General features: G+C 39.5%; 20 protein-coding genes and 1 pseudogene. 17 read left to right on the top strand and 4 right to left on the bottom strand.

What is annotated here, in order from left to right; translation table 11 throughout:
• Positions 1–12 precede the first annotated feature (12 nt).
• The 9 genes from DOK79_RS13830 to DOK79_RS13790 all read left to right on the top strand — a co-directional run bounded on the left by DOK79_RS13830 (position 13) and on the right by DOK79_RS13790 (position 8,692).
• The gene (locus DOK79_RS13830) at positions 13–1,395 is read left to right on the top strand and encodes a replication initiation and membrane attachment family protein (protein WP_206857251.1); all 1,383 of its coding nucleotides are present in this window, start codon (positions 13–15) and stop codon (positions 1,393–1,395) included.
• Positions 1,395–2,321, top strand: coding sequence for a primosomal protein DnaI (dnaI, locus tag DOK79_RS13825; RefSeq protein ID WP_010735315.1), 927 nt, complete (start codon positions 1,395–1,397; stop codon positions 2,319–2,321). The genes DOK79_RS13830 and dnaI overlap by 1 nt, the downstream gene beginning before the upstream one ends.
• 188 nt (positions 2,322–2,509) lie before the next feature.
• Positions 2,510–2,941 (top strand): lipoprotein, encoded by a 432-nt coding sequence (locus tag DOK79_RS13820; protein ID WP_206857252.1) that lies wholly within the window; start codon positions 2,510–2,512, stop codon positions 2,939–2,941.
• A 229-nt stretch (positions 2,942–3,170) separates the two neighbouring features.
• The gene (locus tag DOK79_RS13815; RefSeq protein ID WP_206857255.1) at positions 3,171–3,863 is read left to right on the top strand and encodes a tRNA (adenine(22)-N(1))-methyltransferase; all 693 of its coding nucleotides are present in this window, start codon (positions 3,171–3,173) and stop codon (positions 3,861–3,863) included.
• A 2-nt stretch (positions 3,864–3,865) separates the two neighbouring features.
• On the top strand, positions 3,866–4,990 hold the full coding sequence (locus DOK79_RS13810) for a Nif3-like dinuclear metal center hexameric protein (RefSeq protein ID WP_206857258.1): 1,125 nt from the start codon (positions 3,866–3,868) through the stop codon (positions 4,988–4,990).
• Between the two features lie 14 nt (positions 4,991–5,004).
• Complete coding sequence (gene pepT, locus DOK79_RS13805) at positions 5,005–6,237, top strand: peptidase T (protein WP_206857260.1); 1,233 nt, start codon at positions 5,005–5,007, stop codon at positions 6,235–6,237.
• A gap of 200 nt (positions 6,238–6,437) precedes the next feature.
• Positions 6,438–7,376, top strand: coding sequence for a diacylglycerol/lipid kinase family protein (locus DOK79_RS13800; protein WP_206857269.1), 939 nt, complete (start codon positions 6,438–6,440; stop codon positions 7,374–7,376).
• The gene (locus DOK79_RS13795) at positions 7,357–7,629 is read left to right on the top strand and encodes a DUF1294 domain-containing protein (protein WP_206857271.1); all 273 of its coding nucleotides are present in this window, start codon (positions 7,357–7,359) and stop codon (positions 7,627–7,629) included. The genes DOK79_RS13800 and DOK79_RS13795 overlap by 20 nt, the downstream gene beginning before the upstream one ends.
• A gap of 10 nt (positions 7,630–7,639) precedes the next feature.
• Positions 7,640–8,692, top strand: coding sequence for a lysylphosphatidylglycerol synthase transmembrane domain-containing protein (locus DOK79_RS13790; RefSeq protein ID WP_206857273.1), 1,053 nt, complete (start codon positions 7,640–7,642; stop codon positions 8,690–8,692).
• Between the two features lie 129 nt (positions 8,693–8,821).
• On the opposite strand, the gene DOK79_RS13785 is transcribed toward DOK79_RS13790, so the two are convergent.
• Entirely contained in the window at positions 8,822–10,117 is a 1,296-nt protein-coding gene (locus DOK79_RS13785) for an ISL3 family transposase (RefSeq protein WP_339092378.1), read from the bottom strand.
• Positions 10,118–10,433: 316 nt separating this feature from the next.
• Here DOK79_RS13785 and clpB point away from each other — a divergent pair, with 316 nt between their 5' ends.
• The 8 genes and pseudogenes from clpB (at position 10,434) to DOK79_RS13745 (ending at position 20,747) form a co-directional block, all read left to right on the top strand.
• A complete protein-coding gene (clpB, locus tag DOK79_RS13780) occupies positions 10,434–13,043 on the top strand; it encodes an ATP-dependent chaperone ClpB (protein WP_206858872.1) in 2,610 nt (869 codons plus the stop codon).
• 281 nt (positions 13,044–13,324) lie between these two features.
• Complete coding sequence (locus DOK79_RS13775) at positions 13,325–13,669, top strand: helix-turn-helix domain-containing protein (protein WP_242543336.1); 345 nt, start codon at positions 13,325–13,327, stop codon at positions 13,667–13,669.
• Positions 13,670–13,692: 23 nt separating this feature from the next.
• Positions 13,693–15,231, top strand: a complete 1,539-nt coding sequence (locus tag DOK79_RS13770; protein ID WP_242543337.1) for a BglG family transcription antiterminator — start codon at positions 13,693–13,695, stop codon at positions 15,229–15,231.
• 1 nt (position 15,232) lies between these two features.
• A complete protein-coding gene (locus DOK79_RS13765; RefSeq protein ID WP_206858874.1) occupies positions 15,233–15,682 on the top strand; it encodes a PTS sugar transporter subunit IIA in 450 nt (149 codons plus the stop codon).
• Positions 15,683–15,705: 23 nt separating this feature from the next.
• Positions 15,706–16,020, top strand: coding sequence for a PTS fructose transporter subunit IIB (locus DOK79_RS13760; RefSeq protein WP_206858876.1), 315 nt, complete (start codon positions 15,706–15,708; stop codon positions 16,018–16,020).
• A 27-nt stretch (positions 16,021–16,047) separates the two neighbouring features.
• Positions 16,048–17,157: a PTS fructose transporter subunit IIC gene (locus DOK79_RS13755; protein WP_206858878.1), complete on the top strand. Its 1,110-nt coding sequence runs from the start codon at positions 16,048–16,050 to the stop codon at positions 17,155–17,157.
• A gap of 2 nt (positions 17,158–17,159) precedes the next feature.
• Positions 17,160–19,742, top strand: coding sequence for a glycoside hydrolase family 38 C-terminal domain-containing protein (locus tag DOK79_RS13750; RefSeq protein ID WP_206858880.1), 2,583 nt, complete (start codon positions 17,160–17,162; stop codon positions 19,740–19,742).
• Between the two features lie 66 nt (positions 19,743–19,808).
• Positions 19,809–20,747: pseudogene (locus tag DOK79_RS13745) on the top strand (GRP family sugar transporter).
• 80 nt (positions 20,748–20,827) lie between these two features.
• Here the strand turns inward: DOK79_RS13745 and DOK79_RS13740 are convergent.
• Genes DOK79_RS13740 through DOK79_RS13730 form a run of 3 tightly spaced genes read right to left on the bottom strand, consistent with a single transcriptional unit; the run spans position 20,828 to position 23,221 of the window.
• Positions 20,828–21,496, bottom strand: coding sequence for a hypothetical protein (locus tag DOK79_RS13740; RefSeq protein ID WP_206858882.1), 669 nt, complete (start codon positions 21,494–21,496; stop codon positions 20,828–20,830).
• Positions 21,489–21,983, bottom strand: coding sequence for a nucleoside 2-deoxyribosyltransferase (locus tag DOK79_RS13735; protein WP_206858883.1), 495 nt, complete (start codon positions 21,981–21,983; stop codon positions 21,489–21,491). The genes DOK79_RS13740 and DOK79_RS13735 overlap by 8 nt, the downstream gene beginning before the upstream one ends.
• Before the next feature lie 20 nt (positions 21,984–22,003).
• The gene (locus DOK79_RS13730; RefSeq protein ID WP_206858884.1) at positions 22,004–23,221 is read right to left on the bottom strand and encodes a GNAT family N-acetyltransferase; all 1,218 of its coding nucleotides are present in this window, start codon (positions 23,219–23,221) and stop codon (positions 22,004–22,006) included.
• Positions 23,222–23,278: the final 57 nt, after the last annotated feature.

Raw genomic sequence — 23,278 nt, 5'->3', positions numbered from 1 at the left:
AGGGTGTATTCCTTGGAAAATGCGTGGAAAGAATTACAACCGAAAAATATTTACCAAGGAAGAAAAAGCAGTCCTTTGAAAGAAGAAGGAAAGTCTGCCTTGTTATCCCTTTACCAACCTTTGATCGGCGGAGAAGCGTTGAGTCTGTACTTGACGTTATACTCTGAGATCTCGTTAGAAACTGGGACAGGTCCAGAAAGCTTACATGCTGATCTATTGAGCAGTTTGAGTTGTGGCTTACCACAATTTTATGAAGCACGAAAGAAATTAGAAGGAATCGGTCTTTTAGAAGTTTATTTCAAAAACGATGAAAGCTTAGGCAGTTGTTTTCTTTATGAGCTGTTAGAACCGATGGATGTGACCGCCTTTTTCAACGATACGTTACTTTCTTTTTTACTTCTAGAAAAAGTCGGTGAACGTCGTTTTAGCCAATTGACCAAGTTATTCGAACCAAAAAATCTTTCGCATGAAGGGTATCAAAAAGTCACTAAAAAGTTTTTGGACGTGTATCGGTTCAATGAAACAGTCTATGCAGCAAATCAAGAACAAGTGGAATCGATCCAACAAAGATTCACACCAAGTGAAACAAAATCACTGATCGAAGAGTCTAGCTCGTTTGACTGGACGTTTTTGACTGATTGGTTGAAGAAACAACATATCAACCAATTGAACGAAGAAGTCCTTCAACAAGTCAAAATGTATCAGCAGCTCTATGGTTTTGATGAGCTGACTTTAGGAGAACTGATTTTACAGTCCTTTGATTTTACAACAGCAGAAGTGTCTTTAAAAGAACTCCAAAGAATCGTCTTAGTACGCCAGCAACAACAACGTACATCACAGCAAGCAGACAGCACCTTAGATCCGGAGGAACCGCCTGAAATGAGTACGGCAGTCAATCAAGCTTTACCTAGTGCGGCACAACAATTGATCCAAGTGGCACGACAAACCCCACCAATGCGTTATCTCGAAGCGATAAAAAAAGAAAAAGGCGGGTACGTCTCTAAACAAGAAAATTGGCTGTTGCAAGATCTAGTTTCACAATCCGGTTTATCTAGCGGTGTTATCAATATTTTGATCAACTACGTATTAGTCATCAAGAATCATGCAAGCTTAAATGCGAGCTTTGTCAATACGATTGCGAATGAGTGGGCGCAAAAAAAGATCAACACCCCTGAAGAAGCCATCGAACATCTTCATACCTTGAAGACAAAGGCGAAACAACCGAAGACGACCAAACAAAACAATTCCTCAAATTATCGACGCAATGTCCGAAGAGAAAAATTACCAGATTGGGTCAATCAACCGAAAGACGAAACACAAATCAGTACAGAGAAAAAAGCCGAGATCGATCGTCGCTTTAAAGAGTATCTGGCTAAAAAGGAAGGTGAGAGCTAATGGAAGATGTGGGAAAAGAACTGAAGAAAATCATCAGTAAACGCAACTACCAAGAAAAATATTCCGAGATGATTGCTGAAGTTTTGAATGATGCGGATGTTCAAGCCTTTCTGTCAGCCCATCAAGACCGATTGACTCAAGCAGATATCGAAAAAAGTTATGCCAAACTTTATGAATACGTACAGGAAAAAAGGAAATATCAAACAAATGACCCAACCATGATCGCTCCAGGATATGAACCTAAATTGACTTTGAATTTCCATTACGTCGATGTGACGTATGTACCGACAGAAGCACTTTTAGCTCGTCAAAAACAAGAAGAAATCAAGAGTCGTGTCAAAGCAATGGATATGCCAAAAGACATCCAGTCTGCTTCCTTTGAAAACTTCGAACGAACAGATGGACGTGGATATGCCAGCTTAGAAGCATTAGACTTTGTTGAACAATACTCAGCTGATCCTAAAAGCTTCCATAAGGGATTATACTTGGTGGGCAGTTTTGGTATCGGGAAAACCTATCTTTTAGGCGCAACAGCAAAAGAATTGGCGATCAAAGGGTTTACGACCACGTTGGTTCATTTCCCAACGTTTGCAGTTGAAATGAAGCAAGCGATCGGCAAAGACCAAGTGGCGGAAAAATTGGATGCTGTGAAGAAATCACCGATCTTGATGATCGATGATATCGGAGCAGATGCAATGAGCAGTTGGATTCGTGATGAAGTTTTTGGCGTGATCCTACAATACCGCATGCAAGAACAATTACCAACTTTCTTTTCATCAAACTTCACGATGAACGAATTAGAACAGCATTTGACTGTGACACAACGTGGCGATGAAGAACCATTGAAAGCAAAACGGATCATGGAACGGATCCGCTATTTAACAAAAGAGATCGAAATGACAGGACGAAATCGCCGAAATGGCTAATGTCTCAATCGATCATCGACAAATTACAGGTTGGAGTATCTACTCTACTGTCACTGATTTTCACCTTTTCAAATAAAATTTTCATAAAATGAACAAAGTTAAGATGAAACGAATCCATGGACTTGAAGAAATAACCGGATGGAATCATCAAAAACGAGTAACGCAAGAAATTACACGGAGGATATATGATGAAAGCTATTTTAACTGGTCTAGTTGCTGCCGGTCTCTTATTTACATTGACAGGCTGTGGTAACGAAGAAGGAAGTACAGGTTCAATCGATTCGATCAATGCAGAATCGACAGTGGAAACAGATAGTTCTACCGAACAAAAACAAAGTGTATTTACTGGTACGATCGAAAGCTTCGGTGAAGCTGAAGGTGATGTTTATCAAATCACCATCAAAGATGTAAAAGAAATAGAAGATCCAGCGAATATTGGTTCTTCATTCAGCAATGATGGCGTGATCTTGAATGCCTCAGTGGATCAAATCACTGGTGGTGTCGATTCCTTGAAAGAAGGAGAAAAAGTCGAATTCAAATTAGTCGAAATGGCAGTTATGACAATGTCGATCCCGCCACAAGTTCCTGGGAATTCGATCATCGAGATCACTGTTCAATAATGAAGTAAAGAAATCGAACAACGTTTTTTTGATTGATGAATGAAAAAGACTGGGACAAATGCCCAGTTCTTTTTTCTATTACACGTAAACAAGTGTTATGATAGGTGTTAGAAAAAAGTTGTCGAATAAAATAAGATAACAACTAGTAAGTTTATGCTTATAGACATGTTTTGGCTAAAGGCATAAAAATTGTTCATAGCCAAGCATTCAGTAGTTAAGGAGTGGAAAAATGAATCACACAGATTTATCGAAACGTCTTGAAACTGTCGGACGTTTCGTACCAGATGCTGCTCGTCTAGCAGATATCGGTTCAGATCATGCTTATTTGCCTGTTGCATTAATGCTAAAAGGTAAAATCGACTATGCGGTAGCCGGAGAAGTCGTTAAAGGACCTTTTGAATCAGCGAAACGACAAGTGATGAAAAATGGATTGGCAGATCGGATCGAGGTACGCTTAGCCAATGGATTAGATGCAATCGAAAAGAAAGATCAAATCAATGCGATCACGATTGCAGGAATGGGTGGTTCTCTGATTCGTGACATCTTGGAAGCTGGGCGACAAAATCAGCGAATATCTGGTGAGGAACGTTTGATCTTACAGCCTAACATTGGGGAGAAAACCTTGCGAACATGGCTAAAGGAAAACAACTACCAAATTATTGCAGAAGAGATCCTCGAAGAAAATAAAAAAATCTATGAGGTCATCGTAGCAGAAAAGAAAGAGCAAACGATCGATTATTCGAAAAAAGAGTTGATGTTTGGTCCACACTTACTCGCAGAGAAAAACGAAATATTTTTAGCAAAGTGGCAACGTGAGTTGAAACAACGTGAAGTGATCTTAGAGCAGTTAAAAAATGCGAGTGAAAAAAACAGACGGGAGACGATCCAGCAAGAAGTGGATTGGATCAAGGAGGTTTTATAGATATGGCCATCAAAGCGCAAGAGTTCATCAAAAAATTTGAAAGTTATTGTCCACAATGGTTAGCAGAAGAAGGCGATCCTGTGGGGTTGCATATCGGTACTTTGGATAAACCAATCGAACGTGTCATGATGACATTAGACGTCCGTCCAGAAGTTGTTGCTGAAGCCATTGAGAAAAAAATCGATCTTTTGATTGCCAAGCATCCGCCAATCTTTCGACCAGTCAAACGCTTGATCACTGATTCTCCGCAAGAGAAAATGTATGCTGATTTGTTAAAGCATGATATTGCTGTTTATGCGGCGCATACGAATATGGATATTATCGAAGATGGCTTAAATGATTGGTTTTGCGAAAAACTAGGACTTGACGTAACCGGCTATCTTGTCAAAACGCATGAACAAGGTTATAAAAAATTGATCAGTTATCTGCCAGTCGACGATGCCCCAAGTTTAAGGGCTGCTTTAGCCAAAGCAGGTGCAGGTGAACAAGGCGTATACGACAGTACAAGTTTTACTTCTGTTGGACAAGGTCGTTTCCGACCAAAAGCAGGGGCAAACCCAACAATTGGTGAAGTGGGTCGTCCCGAACAAGTCCAAGAAGCAAAAGTTGAAGTGATTTTCCCAGAATCAATTGAAAAAAATGTTTTAGAAGCGATGTTTGCAGCGCATCCTTACGAGGAACCAGCCTTTGATCTATTCTCGATCGATGCCCCAGTCAAAACATGGGGACTTGGTCGTATTGGTGAATTACCATTGGAACAATCATTGGATGATTTTGCTGAACAGGTGAAAGAAGTCTTTCAACTAGACGGTTTACGTGTGGTTCGACCAACAACAAATCCGCAAAAAATGATCAAACGCGTGGCAATCTGTGGCGGTAGTGGGGAGAAATTTTATCCCGCAGCGCTAGCACAAGGCGCAGATGTCTATATTACGGGGGATATTTATTTCCATACCGCACAAGACATGCAAAGTGCCGGATTGGCGGCAATCGATCCTGGTCATTATATCGAATCATTATGCAAAGAAAAATTTGTTGAAAAGTTTGAGAGTTGGAAAAAAGAAGAGAATTGGCAGGTTGACTTTTTTGTTTCAGAAACATCAACCAATCCATTTGAATTTAAATAAAAGGAGAGTCATCTATGTACGAAAATCTATTACCACGTTTTTTAAGATACGTCAAAACGGAAACACAATCCGATCCAACAAGCAACACTACGCCATCTACTCAAACACAAGTAGAGTTTGCGCAAGTATTGAAAAAAGAATTAGAAGATCTAGGCTTATCTGATGTGACTTACAATGCTGACAACGGCTTTGTGATTGCTACATTGCCAAGTAATGTCGATCATGACGTGCGTTCGATCGGTTTTATTGCACACATGGACACAGCTGATTTCAATGCGGTAGGTGTCAATCCGCAAATCATTGAAAACTATGACGGTGAGTCAACGATCGTGTTAGATAAAGAAGGTCGTTTCACATTGAATACCAAAGACTTTCCTAATTTAACAAATTATGATGGGCATACATTGATCACAACTGATGGCACGACTTTATTAGGTGCAGATGACAAAGCCGGGATTGCAGAAATCATGACAGCGATGGAAATCTTGCTTAAAAATCCTTCGATCCCTCACGGTGAGATCAAAGTTGCCTTTGGTCCAGATGAAGAAATCGGTGTGGGTGCAGATAAGTTTGACGTCGAGCAATTCAACGTGGACTTTGCTTACACGATCGATGGCGGGCCATTAGGAGAATTACAGTATGAAACATTTAGTGCTGCACAAGCGAATATCACGATCCAAGGGAAAAATGTCCATCCTGGTACAGCGAAAAACACAATGATCAATGCCTTGCAATTGGCGATCGATTTTCATAATGAATTACCAGCAGATGAAGTACCTGAAAAAACTGAAGGGTACGAAGGATTCTTCCATTTGATGGCATTGACAGGCAGCCCTGAAGAAGCGAAGATGAGCTATATCATCCGTGACCACAAACGTGAGTCATTCGAAGCACGAAAAGCAATGATCACAAGCATCCAAGAAAAAATGAATCAACGATTTGATCAAGAACGTATCCAAGTAGACATGTATGATCAATATTACAATATGCGTGAAATCATTGAAAAAGATATGAGTATCGTTGATTTAGCTGAAAAAGCGATGATCGAATTGGAAATCAAACCAGTGATCGAACCAGTACGCGGTGGAACAGATGGTTCAAAAATCTCTTATTTAGGGATTCCAACACCGAATTTATTTGCCGGTGGCGAAAATATGCATGGGCGTTTTGAATTTGTCTCACTACAAGTGATGGAAAAAGCGACTGATGTGATCGTTAAAATTGCAGAATTGAATACACAAGCGTAATCGCTCTGTTTTCAACAAATAAAAAAGAGTAAAATTCAAACAAACATTTGGGATTGTTGGTTGATTGCCAGACTAAGTTGGCATATGATTGAAACGAGGGGACTTCGGTCAGCACTCGTAACACTGTTCATTGGGGGAGGGTGAGTGTTTTTTGCATCCATCCCCCTTGTTTTTTGCAGGAAGTAGGAGGAATAAGTCGCATGAAAAAATTACTCGTGTTTTATAACAAAAGTTCAGGAAGTGACGAAGGGGAAGACTTAGCAAACTGGTTCAAAGACTATGTTGCTGAACATCGTCCAGAACTTGAGGTCTACTTAACTGAAACTGGACCATCGATCAAAGATGAAACATTGAGACAAAAAGCGAAAGAACATGCAGTAGATACATTGGTCATCATCGGTGGCGATGGCACCATCCACCATATCATTCAAGCGTTCCAAGATGAGTTAGACCAGTATCAAGTTGGTTTATTGCCAGGTGGAACGATCAATAACTTGGCGAAAGTGTTGGGCATTCCTTTTGAAAAAGAAGAAGCCGCAGCAGCGATGTTAGAAGAATCGATCCGTAAAATCGATTATGGGAAAGTAAATGATAAAGTAGTGATTTCTACTTTGACGATCGGTATATTAGCCGACACAGCCGTTTGGATCAGTCAAAAAGAAAAGCAAAAGTATGGTTCATGGATTTTTATCAAACGTTTCGTGAAATTATTATTGAAAAAGAAAAAATATCATTTAGATATCAAAACAGAAGAAGAGCATTGGCAAGGAAAGACACAATTACTAACGATCACGATGTCCAACTCAGTCGGAGGATTCACTCGTTTCGATGATTCCGCAGCACCAGATGATGGCAAGTTCCACATCACCATCGTGCCTTCATTAGATTTTTTCCGTTTTGCTTTTTATTTACCTCGAATGATCAAAGGAAAAATCTATTCTGTTCCTGGTATCAAGTACATGACTGCAAGTCAAATCAATATCCAAGCACGAGAAAAGAAAGTAACGACTCGAACAGATGGCGATACGACAGACGACTTGCCGATCGAATTAAAAGTCATTCCAGAAGGTATTGCGATCTACGTACCAAAAGAAGAAAATCAATCGTTGGAGGAAAGCGATGGAAGTATTGATGTATAATCCCTTGTGGTTTTACTTGTTCATTGTCAATGTGTATCTTTTTGGCTTGATGGGGTATGATAAACGTCAGGCAAAAAAAGGCGCATGGCGTGTTCCTGAAAGTAATTTGTTGTTTGTCAGTTTGTTAGGCGGAGGTTTAGGTGGTCTGATCGCTCAGCGTGTATTTCGCCACAAAACCAAAAAAGTAAAGTTCACGGTCGTTTTCATACTAGGAATTATGATCGATCTCATCTTGATCTATTTTTTCCATTAAGGAGTCATACATGTCTACTAAAGGAACAAAAATCAAAATTATCATTAATCTATTATTAGTAACTACTATTCTTGCTATTATTTATTATTTGATCAATCAATCTTTTGCAGATATTTTTAAAGAGTTGCTTTCAACAAGTGTCCAAGTACTTCTGGCAATGTTTTTTTTCGGCACACTTTACCAAGTCGTTGAAGGGCGTTCGATCAAAGAGATTGCAAAACCTTTTTCTGACTCGTTCAGCACAAGCGATGGCTTCTGGACTTCTTGTTATATTGCCTTTTACCGAATCGTTTCTTTCGGGACGGGTACACTGATTTCTGAAATTTATTTTTACAATAAAAAAGGGATGAAATTTTCTCAAGGAGCGGGAGTCACTGCGCTGCATATGATCATGTACAAACTAGCAGTGATCACTTATGCGGTCATTGGCTTGATCGTTCAATTCTCCTTGTTCTACGAAAAAGCGCCAAATATGATTTGGTTCATCATTGCAGGGATCATTTTAACGGCTTTGATCATCTTATTTCTAGTAACGATATCTGTGAGTTTGAATCTGCAAGTCTTTTTCGTCAAAATCTCCAATCGGTTATTCAAAAGTGACCGCCTGCGAGGCTGGGTCGATACGTGCAACACGCAAATTTATTCTTTAAGAGAAACTGTACAAACGATCATTAAAGACCGCACTGCGTTGGTCAGGATCTATTGTTGGAACCTATTGAAACTACTATGTTGGTATGTCATGCCCTACCTTTTTCTAGTAGAAAATCATCCAACACTTGATTTTCTTTTGACATTTTCATTTATTAGCTTTGCAGTCGTCTTGTCAGGAGTGTTGCCAACACCCGCGGGCATTGGTTCGTTTGAGTTTGTTTATCTTTTACTGTTTCGTCCAGTGGTTGGAACAGTTGATGCGGTTTCTTCCTTATTGCTTTACCGATTTGGTTCGTTTATTTTACCTTTCATCTATGGTTTTTTCTATGTGATTGCAGAAAGACGGAACATCTTACGTCAAGAAATCAACGAAGTAAAGGCAGAAAAAAAGCGTGCAAAAGGAAAAATCTGATTTGCTTTTGATACTCATATACTTAGAATCCGGAAGAAAAAATCTGGCTCTTTGTCAATAAGGACTGATGAGTGCAATCAAGTGAAATCCGGAAGAAGAAGTGAACACTTCTTCTCCGGATTTTCTTCGTTATTTGACGTGAATGACTTGATTCGTCAAAAAGATTCGGATGCGCATGTTCTCAAATGATTTAAAGCCATAAGACACTCGTTTGAGTGTTTTGATGTGGGTGTTTTTTGCTTCAATTTTCCCATTAGAGTAAGGATAAATCAAAGAATGACGAATCCCTTCTTCATAGCTCAGAAGATTTTGTAGTTTTAGCCGAAATTCTTTATCTAATGTTTCTGGTAACTGATGCAAGAGAGTGAAAAATGACTCGTGGTCTTTGTCACGAAAGGCATCCGCTAGTTCATGGAACGCTTGATAGGCGACTTTCAAGGCAGTTGAAGCACTTAATAAACGGTCAAGCACCATGGCTTCTGTCAGGTAAGGATACTTTGGGGCACGAAAGCTATGCCAAGTTTTATATTCTGTGTGGTTGATATTCTTCCGATTTTTGGTGAGTAAGCGCCAATGGCTTTTTAATTTCCTTGGCATTGTCCGATTGCCCGAAGCAATCAGGCGTTTCATTTCACGGACACGAAAATCTTGGAACGCTTGATTCATGTGTTTGATCACATGAAAACGATCAATGACCAGTTTGGCATGAGGAAATACTTTTTTTGTTAGTTGAAAATACGCCGCATTCATATCAGTAACTAAATAGTCGACGTCAGATGGATTCACACATGTCTGGAAATAAGTGGTCAACCGAGACAATTTTCGAGTGGGTAAGATATCAACTAATTGCCCGGTTTCCCCATCGGCACAAATAAAACTCATCTTATCTTCTGAGGATACATGGGAACGAAATTCATCGACCATCAATACTTTGGGCAGGTGGCGCTTGGCTTGTTTTGGTAAATAGGTTTTTAACGACTTCAAAATACGCGTCACCGTTGGAATAGACACCTGGCAATGCTTTGCGATAAAAGATAAGGAGACCTTTTCGGTGAGTAAAGCAATGATTTTCATTTTTACATGCTCGGCAATCGAATGATTTGGCCGAACAAAATAGCTTTGGGCTGTCCAATGGGTATGGCAGTTTCTACAGTGATAACGTTGTTTCTTCAGCCGCATGATTAGCGGTAAATGGTTGAATTGATCGAAACGAATGCAGGTCATTTTCTTGCCATTTTTGACAATGACCGTTTTCCCCTTCGAATCTCTCACGGCAGAGCCACAAGTCAAACAAGCAGAAGTAGGAGGAGCTAACACTGCGTCAATAACTAAAGTATTGGTTTGATGGAACGTTTCGTAAGAAACATCTTGGATGGTTAAATATTTATCTGTTAATCGGAGCATTTTTTTGATAGAATTTTCCATAGAGCATATCGTCCTCTCAGTTGTTTATTTTGTGGTGATTTAATCATACTAGAGAACGATATGTTTTTTAATACCCAAAAAGAAAAAGTGGACTGACGAATCAGAATTGATTCATCAGTCCACTTTATTATAGAGCCAAAAATCTTCCGGATTCTATTTGTTTTTAGTGAGTATAATCTTTGACCAAAGCTGACCAAATGAGTATAATAAGCATGTAAAGGTCAAAGAAAACGAGACTTTAGACGGATTGATTCGGACTAAAGACAACGCTATAGTTGACTTTGACTAAACAACTTCTACCATAGGAGGAAAATATATGAATAGCGAAAAAATGACAACTACGCTCCAAGAAGCGATTGCAGAAGCACAACAAGTAGCAATGACAAGAAAACACCAAGAAATCGATATCGTCCATTTATGGAAGATTTTTTTACAGCCAAATCATTTTGGACGTAATCTTTATACGGATGCAGGGATCGATGCAGACGCATTTGAACAAGAAATCGATCGAGTGTTAGATGAATATCCAACGGTTTCAGGTAGCAATGTCCAATATGGTCAAAACCTTAGCCAAAATCTTTTTCATTTATTGAACGAAGCCGATCAATTGAGAGAAAGCTTTGGCGATGAATTCTTATCGACTGAGATCGTGCTTTTAGCTTTGATGAAATTAAAAAATTACCCCTTGACTGTTTATTTGACAAAACAAGGGCTGAATGAAAAAGAATTACGTAAAAATATCGAAGACATGAGAGGAGGAGAGCGTGTGACCTCTAAAAACCAAGAAGAACAATATAAAGCGTTAGAAAAATATGGTGTCGATCTAGTGCAACAAGTCCGCAGCGGAAAAATGGACCCGATCATTGGTCGAGATGAAGAGATACGTGATGTGATCCGTATTTTATCACGTAAAACCAAAAATAATCCAGTGTTGATCGGAGAACCTGGGGTTGGTAAAACAGCGATCGTTGAAGGATTAGCCCAACGAATCGTACGTAAAGATGTACCTGAAAACTTAAAAGACAAAACGATTTTTTCTTTAGACATGGGCGCCTTGATCGCTGGAGCAAAATTCCGTGGAGAATTTGAAGAGCGGTTAAAAGCAGTCTTAAAAGAAGTCAAGAAAAGTGATGGGCGGATCATCTTATTTATCGATGAGATCCATAACATCGTGGGGGCAGGTAAAACAGAAGGCAGTATGGATGCCGGTAACTTACTAAAACCGATGTTAGCGCGCGGAGAACTTCATTTGATCGGCGCGACTACGTTAGATGAATACCGTCAATATATGGAAAAGGATAAAGCGTTAGAACGCCGATTCCAAAAAGTATTGGTCAAAGAGCCAACTGTCGAAGATACGATCAGCATTCTTCGAGGATTGAAAGAGCGCTTTGAGATCCACCATAGCGTCAATATCCACGATAATGCTTTAGTGGCGGCAGCTACACTATCCGACCGTTATATCACCGATCGCTTTTTACCTGATAAAGCCATTGATTTGATCGATGAAGCAAGTGCTACGATCCGCGTGGAAATGAATTCCATGCCAACTGAATTGGACCAAGTTACTCGTCGGCTTATGCAGTTGGAGATCGAGGAAGCCGCTTTGAAAAAAGAATCTGATGATGCAAGTAAGAAACGTCTGAAAAATCTCCAAGAAGAGTTGGCAGATCTTCGAGAAGAAGCCAATGCGATGAAGATGCAATGGGAAACAGAAAAAGAAGAAGTAAACACTGTTTCGTCAAAACGTGCAGAAATCGACAAAGCAAAACATGAGTTAGAAGATGCAGAAAACAATTATGATCTTGAACGTGCCGCTGTTTTACGCCATGGAACGATTCCACAATTAGAAAAAGAACTACAAGAATTAGAAGCCAAAACGAAAGACAGCGACATCAAGATGGTGCAAGAATCTGTTACTGAAAATGAAATTGCCCAAGTCGTTGGTCGTTTAACAGGGATTCCAGTGACGAAACTAGTGGAAGGTGAAAGAGAAAAACTGATCAAGTTGAACGAAACACTCCACAAACGTGTCATTGGCCAAGATGAGGCCGTAGATGCAGTCAGTGATGCGGTGATCCGCTCACGCGCTGGGTTACAAGATCCTAACCGCCCATTAGGTTCCTTCCTCTTCTTAGGACCTACAGGTGTAGGGAAAACGGAATTAGCCAAAGCATTAGCAGAAAACTTATTTGATTCTGAAGACCATATGGTGCGGATCGATATGAGTGAATATATGGAAAAACATGCCGTCTCTCGTTTAGTAGGAGCGCCTCCAGGCTATATCGGCTATGAAGAAGGCGGACAGCTTACAGAAGCGGTGCGAAGAAATCCATATACGATCGTCTTGCTGGATGAAATCGAAAAAGCTCATCCAGATGTCTTTAATATTTTATTACAAGTACTGGACGATGGCCGTTTAACTGATTCAAAAGGTCGTGTCGTTGACTTTAAAAATACGGTGATGATCATGACAAGTAACATTGGTTCACAATTGTTACTTGAAGGCGTCACAGCAGAAGGGACGATCCCAGAAGAAGTCGAAGAACAAGTGCGAACGATCCTACGTGGTCATTTCAAACCAGAATTCTTGAATCGAATCGATGATACAATTCTCTTTACGCCACTAAGTCTAAATAATGTCAAAGGAATCGTTGAAAAAATGGTCACTCATTTGGCTCACCGTTTAGAAAGCCAAGATATTCTCTTGGAAATCAGTGATGAAGCGAAAACGTGGATTGCCGAAAATGCGTATGAACCTGCTTATGGAGCTCGTCCATTGAAACGATTTATCACAAAAGAAGTCGAAACGCCATTGGCAAAAGAAATCGTAGCTGGAAAAATCATGCCAAAATCAAAAGTAACGATCACTTTGTTTGATAATCATTTAGCATTCGCAACAGAAAGTTTACCCGAAGAGGAATAACAGCAACTGTTCAACCAATTCTGTTGGTTGATGGAGTTGAACCCAGAACCTGTCAAAGCAGAGGACTTTTCAAATAGTCTCTGCTTTGACAGGTTTTTTTTTTCGTCTATACTTAATAAACAATTGCTTAAATCTTCGTATGATCCGACGAATTTAGAATAAGACGGAGAGTAAACCAAACACTAATCCTATGAATTACTGTATTCAAAACGGTAAAAGTAAGTGTTTTCATAAAATGTAAGAGAAGCTAAGATAGTAAATGTAGATGAGGTGATAGAGTGATGATCAATGAACGGGAAAAAGCAATCATTCAATATATTTTGATGAACCAACATACGACGATCACAAAAATAGCGAAACACATGAATTTATCAAACAAAACAGTTTCACAATCACTAAAATTGATCGATGAACTCTTTCGTGATACAACGATCGAACTAATCAGAAAACCACGAATCGGTGTTTCGATCATCGGTGATCCAACAGAGATTTTACGTGAGCTTGATACAACGACTGTGGCAACAGTTCCAGCTTCTAAAAAAGAGCGGATTCAATTCCTTTGTTTTGAACTCTTGAAAAAAAGACCTATTTCACTCGCCAAGAACTACAAGATACATTATTCGTAAGTAAATCTACATTAGAAGGTGATATGAACCAAGTCCACGAGATTTTCCGTCATTTCAATGTCAGCATCGATCGTTTACCCGGTAAAGGTTCCTTTTTGAACTTATCGGAGCAAGAAAAGAGGCGCTTAGCATTTGATTTGATTTACTATTTTTGGGGGAGTAACTGGAAAATCACCAAAAAGAAACAGCTATATCTACACTCGATCCAAGGGATTCCTCCTTTCGTCAATGATTTTATTGACATGAACAACATTACATTGGTCGATACGTTGTTGCAAGAATATCTAAAAGACGCACGAACAAAGTTGAATGATACGACCTATCATTCATTGCTACTCCATCTGTTGATCATGATCGATCGAGTCAGAGAGGACAACTATTTAGAAACGGAAGAAGTGTATGGAAAAATAAGAGAAAATAAACCGTTCGATTTATTTATTCTTAAACTAGAAAAAGCTTTTTCATTGACGTTACCTTCATCTGAAGTCCACTATATCCAATTACATTTGGAAGGCGATACATTGCTTGAACAAACGACACAAATGAAAGAAGTGACGGACAAACGGATTCGGCAACTGATCCATGAAAATGTAACCCTTTACAGTGAAAACATCCTTTTAGGGTTAGTCATGCACATCAAAGAAGCTGTCCTACGCATCCAAAAAGGACTGTTGATCCATAATCCGTTTTTACAGGATGTGAAGAAAAATTTTCCAGCATCCTTTACGGAAGCGATTCAACTCGCGAATGCATTGAGCCAAACTTTCGCGATCAACGTACCAGAAGATGAAGTCGCTTTTATAGCTGTACACATCCAAGCAATGAAGGAACAAACTGAAGAAAAACAGCAAAAGAAAATCAGTGTCTTACTTGTTTGTAGCAGTGGGAAAGGAACATCACAACTTTTAGCCGCTCGTATTCGTAGAAATTATGAAAAAATCGAGATTTCGCGGATCCTTTCGATTCAAGAGCTGATGCAGACATCGATCTATGAAGATCTAGTGATATCGACAGTCAACTTGAATCTGGATACGATCCCAACGATCAATGTTTCGCCTGTGCTGAACAAATTAGAACGCCAAAAAATTGAGTTGTTTCTAGAGAATGCACAAAAGAAATCTGAAAAATCAATGAATCACTTTGCGAACTTGATCAAAGAAGACTTGATCTTTTTGGATCATTCATTTGCGGATTATCAAGAAGTAATCCAATTTATTGGGAAACAGTTGATCGAACAAGGGTATGCAGAAGAAGAAATCATTTCTTCTTCTTTAAAAAGAGAACAGCTTTCTTTCACCTCTTTTGGCAAATTTGCGACACCACACGGGGCCCCTAAATATGTCAAAAAATCGGCAATCGTTTTTTTACGCTTGGCCAATGAATTGATGTGGGGAGAAACGAAAGTCAAATATTTATTTTTCATCTGTATCAAAGATGAAACAGCGCAAGAGCTTGAAGAAGTCTACGATACGATGCTGGAGATCATCGAATCTGGTGAAAAAAAATATTTATTAAAAGGAACAAAAACAGAGATCAAAAACTATTTGAAAGAGGAATTTTAATATGAGCATTGCAACTTTATTACCTTCTAATCATATTTTTCTAGATATGGAAAGTACCAATAAAGAAGACACGATCCACCAATTAGGGGAAGTGTTAACGAATAACGGACTAGTCAGCAACAAAGAAGCTTATATCCAGTCTGTGTTAGAAAGAGAACAACACTCAACAACAGGGATCGGCAATAACATTGCTATTCCACATGGGAAAAGTGAGGCAGTGATCGAACCATCAATCGTATTTGCTAGACTGAAACAGCCAATCGATTGGCAATCATTAGATGAAGAGCCAGTTTCAGTGGTGATCTTATTGGCGATTCCAGAGTCACAAAAAGGCGACACACATTTAAGAATCTTATCTGAAATTGCGATGAAATTGATGGACGATGAGATTACTGCACAGCTAAAAACTGAAACAAATAAGGAACAAATCGCCAAACTATTGAGCGAATAAACAAACGAAAAGAGGAAAATAAGATGAAAAGAAAAATTATTGCAGTGACAGCTTGTGCTACAGGTGTCGCACATACGTACATGGCAGCCCAAGCATTAAAGAAAGCAGCGGCAAAACGTGGCGATTTGATCAAAGTGGAAACACAAGGAGCGACAGGTATCGAAAATGAACTAACTGAAAAAGATTGTAACATCGGCGAAGTCGTTATTTTTGCAGTAGATACAAAAGTTAGAAACGAAGAGCGCTTCAAAGGAAAACAGATTTTAAAAGTACCAGTTGCAGCACCAATCAAGAATGCAGAAAAAGTCATCGAAGATGCACTAAAAATGGTCGACTAATCAATTATTCGTGGGGGAGAGAAAGTAATGAAAAAAATTGCAAGTGAAATCAAAAATCATGTTTTAACAGGAATTTCTTATATGATACCGTTAGTGATCGCTGGAGCGGTCATCATGGCCATTTCTCGTGTGGGCGGTTCATTTTTCGGTATTGTCGATATTTGGGACGGTTCACATGGTGAAAGTGCCAATGCAATCATTCGTTTATTACACAGTTTAGATGGTTTCGGCGGAACAGCTCTAGGTTTGATGTTCCCAGTGATCTCTGCATTTATTGCCTATTCGATTTCAGATAAATTAGGAATTGCTCCTGGTTTAGTCGGAGGGATGTTAGTCAAAGATATCAATGCAGGCTTTTTAGGTGCCATCGTATCTGGTCTGATCGCTGGTTATGCGTGCTTGTTGATCAAAAATAAAATCAAATTACCAAAATCAATGGCTTCAGTAGTTCCAGTATTTCTTGTCCCAGTATTAGGCACGTTGATCACCGTTCTTTTAGTCAATTACGTGATCGGGACACCATTTGCAGCATTGAATGTTGGTTTAGAATCATGGTTGAACGGATTAAGCGGCGGTAATGCGATCGTTATGGCAGCAGTAGTTGGTGCAATGGTTGGCTTTGACTTAGGCGGACCAGTCAACAAAGCAGCAGTGACAACAGCAATGGCACTATTGACAAGTAATGTCTATGCCCCAAATACAGCGGCACAAGTCGCAATCATCATTCCTCCAATCGGGTTAGGACTAGCAACGATTTTTGCTAAAAACAAATATAACAATGAATTAAAAGAAGCTGGAAAATCAGCAGTGATCATGGGTCTTGTCGGTATTTCTGAAGGAGCGATCCCATTTGCAGTAGAAAATCCATTGAAAGTGATTCCGATCAACATGATTGGTTCTGCTTTAGGTTCTGCGATGGCCGTTGGTTTAGGTGCAGTGAATACCGCACCGATCTCAGGCTTCTATGGCTGGTTCACCGTTGAGAAATGGCCAATCTATGTGATTTCGATTGCGACAGGTGCGTTGTTCATTGCGATCTTAACTAGCTTACTACGTTCAAAAGATGCTGGACAAGAAGTAGAATCAGCAGTTGAAGAATTCGATGAAGCTGCTTGGGAAGAACAGTGGGAAGCTTAACCATGACAAACATACACATTGTAAATCACACACATTGGGATAGAGAATGGTACTTTACTTCAATGGATTGCATCGTTTTAAGTGATCAGTTGTTTACAGATGTCTTGGAAGAGTTGAAAAGACAACCTAATGCTACATTTGTATTAGATGGACAGCTTTCGATCTTAGATGATTACTTGGAACTTTATCCAGAGAAATTACCAGAGATCAAAGAATTAGTTGCGAAGGGTCAATTATTTATTGGCCCTTGGTACACACAAACCGATGCTTTTTTTGCATCAGGAGAGTCGATTTTAAGAAATGCAATGGTCGGTGTTTTTGAAAGCAAAAAATACGGCGAGCATCTACCAATCGGTTATCTGCCAGATACCTTTGGTTTCAATGCACAAATGCCAACGATCTTAAATGAAGCAGGTTTTGACAATATCATTTTTTGGCGGGGCATCGACTTAGGTGAACATGTACAATCGCCTTATTTCAAATGGAAAAGTTTAAGTGGGGAGAATAAATTGTATGCTGTGAACTTTCCGCAAGGATATGGTGCACAACAACAATTAGAACCGACAAAAAGCTATGTGGAAGGACGTTTAGATAAAGGCATCGATTTTATCAAAAGCTACGCAGACGAAACAGATATCCTGATTCCAACAGGAAATGATCAATTAGGGATCATTTCGTCTCTAGAAGAAAAAATCGAGAAAATCAATGAAATCGGGAAATATAACTATCAAACAAGCACCTATCAAGAGTTTATGAGATTGGTTCGTCAAAAAGATTTAGAGGAATATCAAGGGGAATTTCGTGCGCCTGTTTTTGCTCGTGTGCATAAAACGATCGGTTCTGTTCGGATGGATTTGAAACGTGAGATTTTCAGATTAGAGAACAAGCTAACATTAGAAATCGAGCCGATGTTAGTGATTGCTAAGGAATTAGGCATCGTTTTAAGTAATCGTTTAGTGATGAAAGCATGGAAAAAATTGTTCGAATGTCAAGCGCATGATAGTCTAGCTGGCTGTGTATCAGATAGTGTTGCACAAGATATCGCGCATCGGTTAAAAGAAGTATCAGAAATTTGTGATAGTATCGAGAATTTGGTATTGAAAAGAATCTCTGAAGGATTACAGTTGACCGATCAGCAATTTCTGATTTTAAATACTTCAGCTACGCCATTCAAAGGGAAAAAAGTAGTGAAGCTCATTTCAAAAGGCAATCAGATCGAAGTATTAGGTCATGAGTCTTCTGTCATTTCAATGGACTATGTGCCTAGTCGCCAAAATATCATGGAAGAAACTCCTGCGGGCAATCGTTTTATCGAAGAACCAGGATACTATATTTTACAAGTAGAAGTTGCTTGCTCATTTGATGGATTAGGCTATCAAGTGTTTGATTTCGTTGAACAGACATCCGTCGATCTGCCTGAGATGAATCCATGGACAACACTCACAAAAGGGAAATATTCCTTGAGTTTTGAAAAGGGGCAGCTGGTCTTTTCAGATGGCAAACAAACGATTCAAAATTTCTTGACAGTCATAGAGGATAGCAACGCAGGGGACACGTACGATTATTCCCCGATACCAAACGATCACCCATTCGCTTTGACGTTTGATTCATGTAAAGGAACAGAAGATACTTTGGTCTTAGAAGGCAAACTAGAGCTTCCTTATACGTTGGAAGAACGGATCAAAGGTCAATCGACAACAAACTTCGCTTACCAACTTACTCTACGTTTAACGGAACAAGGAGAAGTATTAGGCGCACTCTCTTTTGAAAATACTGTTTTAAATCACCGTGTCCGAATCAAAACAAAGCTGAGTCAACCAATCGAGAAAGTCGTTTCAGCAATCCAATTTGGTTACTTAGAAAAAACGAATCGCTCAATGACCGATTGGGAGCAAAAATACTCTGAGATGCCAGTGAATATCGAACCATTTGAAAAGCAAGTGATTGCATATAGTCCAGAAGAAGCACTTGTGTTTTATACAGAACAAAGTAAAGAATACGAATATATCGATGATTCGTTATATGTCACAGTATTAGCTACGACTGATTCATTAGGTAAACCCGATTTGATGTACCGACCAGGCCGTGCGTCCGGCGATACAACGAAAAAAGGTCATATCATGATGGACACGCCGCTTGCGCAAATGGAAAATCAACTGATCGATTTTACTTTCTCCATTCGATTGGAATCAGCAGATATTTCTGAAAACACTTTAGTGACCTGGAAAACAGAAAAAGAACAACCGTCGATTTCTTATCAGCTACAAGATTTGAATTATTTTGTTTATCGAATCGACAATAAAATCCAAAGTAGAATCCAGCCACTTGTTTTAAGTGAACAAACGTATACCCAATTCTCTTTGACTTTAGAAGAGGGCTTGAGCGTTAGTGCCATCCATCATGCGTATTACACAGAAGGAACAGTGATCCGCTTCGTCAATGCAACGAAAGAAGCGCGTTCACTTGATCCAGAAAAGCTTTTCGCAGGATATGGCTACACACGCATCAATGCCTTGGAAGAAGAAGTAGAGGATACAAAAATGATCAGCTGCTATGGCTTAGCTAGTTATTTGTTAACAAAATAAAAAATATGTTGAGGCACAAGTAGAGGAACGTGAGTTGCTTCTGGAACACCGTTTATCGGCGGTTGTATGCAGGCCGTCCATCGGGTTTTAGAAGTGACGAACTGGCTACTTGTGTCTTTATTTAGTTGTGAAGTTGAAAGAGGAGAAATTATGTCGATACACCTTTTATTTTTAGCGTTGATTCCAGCACTCGGATGGGGAATGATGCCGATACTATCTAAAATCATGGGCGGCAAGTCTGAGGAACAGTTGATTGGTACAACGATTGCTGCATTATTGTTTGGCTTGATCTTTAGTTTGACTCAACAGGTAACTTATTAATTATCTGCATTTATCATTTGTTTTTTATCCGGCGCATTTTGGGCTGTCGGACAATACTTTCAGTTCCGTGCGTTAGAAAAAGCAGAAGTATCAAAAGCGATGCCGATCTCTGTAGGGACACAACTCGCGTTTGTCACACTCGTTTCTGGTATTTTTCTATTAGAGTGGACGAGTGTCTTTGTCGCACTCCTGTCGATTTTAGCACTAGCTGTCATTTTAGTTGGGGTATTGTTGGTGACAAAAACAAGCAAAGGGAAGGGCGCAGTGGCAAAACAAGTCATTCTCTTTTTATGTATTTCTTCTGCTTTTTTGATGCTCTATGTAACGATCACAAGTTATTTTGGTATCCATGGAGCACAAGTTTTCTTGCCACAATCCATTGGCATGTTCGTTGGGGGAATCATCATCTCAATGAAAAAGATCACTCAATTGAAACTCAAAGCCATTACTCGAAATATCGTTACCGGAAGTTCTTGGGTAATTGCTAACACGACATTATTTGCAATATCTTCTTCTTTAGGTGTCGGTGTCACTTATTCGTTCTCGCAAATGAGCCTACTTGTGGCAACCTATGGAAGTATCATTCTTTTAAGAGAAAAGAAAACCGCAGGAGAAAAACGATCGGTTTATTTTGGGACACTGGTATACGTAGTCGGTGTCATTGGAATGAGCCTTTTAAAGTAAAGAACCAAAAAAAGTGACAAGGGATGTTGTTTGATCCCTTGTCACTTTAATTATTTATTTGTCTCGAATAGTGTTGTCGATCAGTGATCCAATTTTTGCAATCGGTAACTCTCAAAATGCATCGGGTCTTTTTTCACTTGGACCCACGCATAGATGCCCATGATGAACGCCCCAATCGTGTTCGTCAATAAGTCACCCATCGTATCCATCAAGGCTTCACGTCCGACAAAAAGGGTACCGTCAGAAGCAGCAAACCGTTGCAGGTTCATGCCTAAGAATTGATCGCATAAGAACTCCCAAAACTCCCAGAAAACACCGCATAGTCCAGCAAAAGCAAACCCGAATAAAAGAAACAACCACGGACTAGTCTTTTCGATTGCCGCATCTTTCAACAAGAAACCAATCAAACCATAACCTAATGCAGTCAGAACCATTGGGCTAACTGCGTGTAGGATTTTATCCCAAAATGAAATGATGCTGATCAAATGTAATCCTGTTCCTAAAAAGACAGAGATGAACAAGAAAAACCAATAAAATAAAACAATCGCATCAGGCACATGGATCTTGAATAATCGGCGGACGATTTGTGGTAAATAAATCAATAGGATTCCTGCTAATGACTCAACGATAAACGTAATTCCTTGAGTCGTTGAATATTTGTTCGTCACAAATTCGAAAATATTGTAACCAACAACGAAGAATCCAAAAATCGTTAAGGCGAGTTGCACTTTCTTCACTGTCTTACTCATGGATGTTTCCTCCTGCTAGATAAGATTCCAACGCTTCGATCAACGCTTCTTCAGAAGAAACAATCGTACCGTTCAATTTGATCAAACCAACCGTATAAAGGTTCAAATAATGGAACTGATTTTCACCGATGTGTTGCAATGCATCTACTTTTTTCGGATGAGTCGCTCCTTGTTGGCGAGAGTCGGTATATAAGCCAATAACTGGAATACCCTTTGCATAAGCTACCCCGATTTCAGAAGCAACACCGGCATCGATCGTTAGTCCGTCTAAGAGGGCAATCATCAAATCGCTTTCCAGAACTTTTTCTGTATCTGCCAAGGCAATCATTTTGCTGTCTGCATAAGCAGTTTTGTCATTGATTGCTTCGTTTTCTTGTGGAAGGTAGATCGTCAAATCAGATGATATCCCTCGGATTTTTTTTGCAAGAGATTCATTATAAAGTAAATCTCCTTTTGCAAAGAGTGGCGCTGCAAAATAAATATTCATTTGTTTCAGTCTCCTTAATATTAGAAATAGTCACTGAAGTAAGCTTCCATGTTCGGGATGATCTGTTCAAGTATCTTGACCATCTCCTCGTCAGTTGTTAAACGCTCGATTCGAGCAAGATAAGAAGCACGACGATAATTCATCATTAGGCACGTCAAAGTTTGGATATCTAAGCGAACTTCTCGCCCGATCGGTTCATCAACGATCGATAGATCACCATTTTGCCAACTCAAGCCGAACACACCATTATTCCAAGGTGCAACGGCATCTTCCACGACAAAATGGAAATCTTCTGCTGTACCAGAAAAAGGAAATCGCTGGATAAATTCTTTCACGTCAACGATCCTTGCCATAAAATAAGGCTCGATCTGTTCTTTGATCTGGCTATCTTCTAACAAGAAAGCAAGTGGTTCATTTTTATAGATATCACCATGTACCCAATAAACCATGGAGAAGTGGGCAGAGATAAAATTCCACAATCCGTTCCGTGCTTCTTGATTCAGATAAAACATCTCTTTCACGTGGAATACTTCTTCTGCGACCCAATAAAACAGTACACCAGTTGGTTCATTGTTGCTATTATAATAGATCGCCGCAGTTCGTTCTTCTTCATTTTCGAAACGCCAATATTCTTCCCAGTGAAACGCACTACAGAACAATGCTCCGTGATTTTTACTGGCAAATTGTTGATACACTCGAAAAACATCTTCGTGATCGACAGGTACTCGTTCAACAATACCAGAAACAGGCACTTGTTTAGGTAGCTGCGTATCACGTATTTTAAAGGATAACTTATCTGACATAATTTCCCAACCTTTACGCCTGTAGTAGGGAATGTTGTAAGGATAGAGATAAGAGATCCACTGTTTATTTTTACGCATGTTGTCTAAAGCCACGATGATCAAGTCTTGCATCAATCCATGATTAGCGTATTCAGGATAGGTGCCGACACCAGTCACACCACCCATTTGGTAATGTGTTCCGTGGATATTGACTTCACAAGGATAGATCGCGATTTGAGAAATCAGTTTTTCTTTATGAAACCAACCGAATACATTGGATAACTCCAGGATCGGTCGCTTTGAACGCACGAATTCCCGTTTGTTTTCAAAACCACTTTCTTCAATATCTGAGTCAGTGACTTGAAAAACATAGGAGAGTAACTCATTGAACTGGTCAACATGTTCCTCCGTGACAGGCTTCAACTCAAAATTTTCTCTAAAATCTGTTTGGTCCATTTTTTCAACTCCAATTTATTTGCTTGTTCACAGTATAACAAAAGTTTCTAAAAAAAA

The sequence above is a fragment of the Enterococcus sp. DIV1094 genome (assembly GCF_017316305.2).
GTDB classification, from domain to species: Bacteria; Bacillota; Bacilli; order Lactobacillales; family Enterococcaceae; genus Enterococcus_B; species Enterococcus_B mangumiae.
The sequence above is the reverse complement of the archived record's forward strand: the minus strand, read 5'-3'. Positions and strand labels throughout refer to the sequence as shown.